Source organism: Pseudomonas sp. (assembly GCF_035277045.1).
In the GTDB taxonomy this organism is placed as follows: Bacteria; Pseudomonadota; Gammaproteobacteria; order Pseudomonadales; family Pseudomonadaceae; genus Aquipseudomonas.
Genome location: NZ_DATELE010000234.1, coordinates 1 through 3871, shown reverse-complemented (window position 1 = coordinate 3871; position 3871 = coordinate 1). Strand labels below are relative to the sequence as shown.

The 3871-nt window shown below is 60.7% G+C and carries 3 protein-coding genes; all 3 read right to left on the bottom strand.

Going from position 1 to position 3871, the window contains the following annotated elements; all coding sequences use genetic code 11:
• The coding region (locus tag VJS90_RS13505) for an SDR family oxidoreductase (protein WP_324122155.1) at window positions 1–237 on the bottom strand (237 nt) is incomplete at its 3' end.
• 44 nt (window positions 238–281) lie between these two features.
• Window positions 282–1940 carry a choline dehydrogenase gene (locus VJS90_RS13500; protein WP_324122154.1) on the bottom strand — a complete coding sequence of 553 codons (1659 nt, stop codon included), beginning with the start codon at window positions 1938–1940 and terminating at the stop codon, window positions 282–284.
• Window positions 1941–2199: 259 nt separating this feature from the next.
• Window positions 2200–3871 (bottom strand): maltose alpha-D-glucosyltransferase (gene treS / locus VJS90_RS13495; RefSeq protein WP_324122153.1); only part of this gene is annotated, 1672 nt, incomplete at its 5' end.

Genomic DNA, 3871 nt, shown 5'->3' with positions numbered 1-3871 from the left:
GACGGCCTTGTCAACCATGGCCTTGACCTGGGCCGCATCGGCAACGTCGACTTCCACCGCTAACGCGGCTTCACCGAGTTCGTCGGCGACTTTGCTGGCCAGTTCGAAGTTGCGGTCGGCGATCACGACCTTGGCGCCTTCCTGCACGAACAGCTTGGCGGTGGCTTCACCGATACCCGCGCCGGCGCCAGTGATCAGTGCTACTTGGTTCTTCAGTTTCATTTGCGTTTCCTTCAGGAGTTCGTGCCCGGCCGCCCTGTGGCGAGCCAGGCAGGCAGTGATTAGGCAGGAACGTAGTACTTGGCCTTGGCGCTGGGCAGCGAGTGCTTGCCGCGGATATCGTCGGCGATCTTCTCGGCCATCATGATGATCGGCGCGTTGAGGTTGCCGCTGACGATCTCCGGCATGATCGAGGCGTCGACCACCCGCAGGTTCTCTATGCCATGCACGCGCGCGGTGGCGTCGACGACACTGGTCAATACGTCAGTGCCCATGCGGCAGGTACACGAAGGGTGGTAGTTGGTGCCCGCCGTCTGGCGCAGCACCTTGAGGATCTGTTCATCGGACTGAACGGCTACGCCAGGGGTGACTTCCTCGCCCCGGTACGGATCCCAGGCAGGCTGCGAGACCACGTTACGGATGGCCCGAACGGCGGCGACGGCGTCTTCCTGGTCTTGTTGCGTCGACAGGAAATTGAAGCAGAACTTCGGTGCGTCGAGCGGGTTGCTGGAACCCAGCCAGACGCGGCCGGTGCTGGTCGGACGCATCAGGCTGAAGAAGTACTGGAAGCCGTTCTCCAGCTTGACGCTGCCGTGCTGGAACTCACCCAGCATCGGGATGAACTCGAACTGCACGTTGGGCACCTTGAGTTCCGGACGCGTGCGAATAAAGGCACCGACCTCGAAGAAGTTGGTAGCACCCAGGCCTTTCTTGAAGAATGTCCACAAGGCGCCGAGCTTGAGCTTGCCGATTGGCGTGAGCTGCTTGGCGATCGACACGTTCTGCGTCGCGCGGTACTGAACCGGCGCGGCAATGTGGTCCTTCAGGCCCTGCCCTACGGCTGGCAGGTCAACCACGCACTTGATGCCAAACTGGGCCAGGTGCTCGGCATCGCCGATACCCGACAGCATCAGCAGATGCGGGGAGTGGATGGCGCCGGCGCTGAGCACCACTTCGCGCGCCACATCGATGACCTCAGGATTGCCGTTGCGAAGGAAATGGACCTTGGCGGCGCGCTTGCCCTTGAACTCGATGCGGGTGACTTGCGCACGGTCGCACACATGCAGGTTCTCGCGGTCCCGGTTAGGGTGGATGTAGGCCTGCGAGGTGCTCCAGCGGATGCCCTTGTGGACGTTGCGCTGGGTAACGTGAACCCCCTCCTGGCGGTAGCCGTTGTGGTCTTTCACATGCGGGTAGCCGGCCTGGACGCCAGCTTCGAGAAACGCCTTGTACAGCGGGTTGTTAGCCGCGCAGGTCTGGATGTGCATCGGACCGCCGTCACCACGGTAGTCGTCGGCGCCCTGGTCGAAGGTCTCGGCCTTGCGGAAGTACGGCAGGCAGTCCTTGTAGCTCCAACCCTTGAGGCCCATGGCCTCCCAGTTGTCGTAGTCCCAAGGGTTGCCACGCACCCAGTTCATGCCGTTGATGGAGGACGAGCCGCCCAGCACCCTGCCACGCGCCTCGTAGATGATCCGGCCGTCGAGCTCGGGCTCGGGCTCGGAATGCATGTACCAGTTGAATTTGTCATCCATCAGCGGGAAGCCCAGGGCGGCGGGCATCTGGATGTAGATACTCTTGTCGGACGGGCCTGCTTCGAGCATCAGCACCGAACGATTGGTTTCCTCTGAAAGCCGACCCGCCAACACGCTACCGGCCGAGCCGGATCCGATTACGACGTAGTCGTACGCTTTGAGGGTATTACGGCCGTTGATATCACGCATGTGGCTCACCTGAATCGCTAGGAAATGGCGCATTTTTGTAATCGTTTACAAGCGCAAGCAAAGAATACCTAACCGTCCCTTGGGACGCTACCCCTGATCACGCTTTTTGATACCTAAGCCAGTATCGTGCCAACCTGCGAACGTCTGTGCAGAGCGCAACTGGACGCCGTATAGCCGCTTGAAAGCGCCCGGAAAGCGTGCCGAGGCCAAGCCCCCGCCCCTTTACGGTGCGTAGATTGGTAACGTTTACAGGTAACGATTACACATGAGCACTGCTATTGACGATGCGCAGTGACAAACCCTCGTAAGGATCAAGGTTTATCAGGAACCGGCCATCTTCGGTCAGGTCTCCTTCCACAGTCTCGTTGAGCATGTCCACGACGGGCCCAGGACTGAATCCTTCGAGGTGCAACACCTCGGTAACGGGATCGTGGCCAAAGTTCAACGCCGTGATCTGAATACCCTTGCCGGTCGGCAACTCATGCACCATCACCAGCAATCCCGGGTTCACCACGTCGGGCACGAGGATCTGTTTACTGGTCGCGATGCCGTAAGCCTGCCTCACCGCCAAGAGCTTTTTCACTTTGCAGGCAAAGGAGTCGCCACGCTCCATCTGAGCATCCAGGCTACCGTACAGCGCCCGCGCCCGCGGCATGCCCATCGCCGATTCGGCGGCGCCAGGCTCCAGATCCACGAGGTCATAGCCGCCCCGGTGAATCCAGCGGGTGTCACCGTCAAGCATGCGCTCGGCCACCCGCTCCGCCGGCAACGGCAGCGCACCGACCATATCCCACCCGGACAACGCGAATACTCCCGGCTGCATCGCGTTGTACATGACCAGCAGCAGATGGATTTTCTGGATCAGTTGCACGTCCTGCTCATCGATCGCATCAAGGTCCCGGATACCCAGCGCAGCCGTGATGATACTGGCCGTGGTGCAGGATATGCCGTTGGTCACGAAGCGCAGGTTGTAAGGCGCATGCTCGCCTGACAACAGCTCGTACATCTCTTCGCGGATATGCTCGCGCAGGATGCTGCCGGGGAATGTCTGGCCTTTGTAGATGTACATATCGTGAGCATGCAACGTCCAGAAATGGACAAGTTCGGTCGTCAGCTCATCGTGGTTTTGCAGCGCATGGATGAGCGACGCCGGGTCGATGCCAAACTTGTGCATCTCGTGAAGCATCAGCCGCAGGAAGTCGGTATTGCCGGTCAGCAACGCATGCTGGTAGGCGGGCCGGGTGATGAAATCGTAGGAAAGGTCCGCGCCGCCTTTTGACATCTGAGCGATATCATCCAGGGTCAGGTTCAGCTCCTGGAAGCTGAAACCACCAGCCTTGCGGATCATGCCACCCAATAGCTGGTTGCCGTTGATCGACAGCGGATGGCTTTCGGACCAGGCCGTATCGTTGGCCCGCACCTCCACGCCCAGAAAACCGTTGGCGTCCAGGCGCAGCCCTCGCGCACCAAGACAATCAATGGCATGCAGCGCATCGCCAATGATCAGCTGCTGCGCCGCAAAGCTTGGGTCGAGCCAATTGAGCGAAGGCTGGCCCTCCTTGAAATAATGCAGGTACAGCCAGCGCCGCGGCTTGCCGTCGACACCAGTGATCGGTGCCGTGGCGCTCCAGTCGGTCTCCTTGACGCCCGGCTCGAAGAAGATCACCCGCTGCAGCTGGCCCACGATGTAGTGGCGCGCCTTGAGCTCGTCACATTGCGCGGGTGAAAGATTGACCGCGTCCCGGCCAGCCGGCACCTCGGGCAACAGCCACCAGTCCTCTTCCCTGACCTCGACCATGTGGTAGATCCCGGGATAGGCATCGTAGCCGAGTTCGGCCAGCCGAAAGTCGGCTCCCTTGCCCGTGTGCGAGGGAATGGAGTCATCGATGGTGACCGCATTGTGCGCGGCCGCCATTCGACTGAGCCGGATC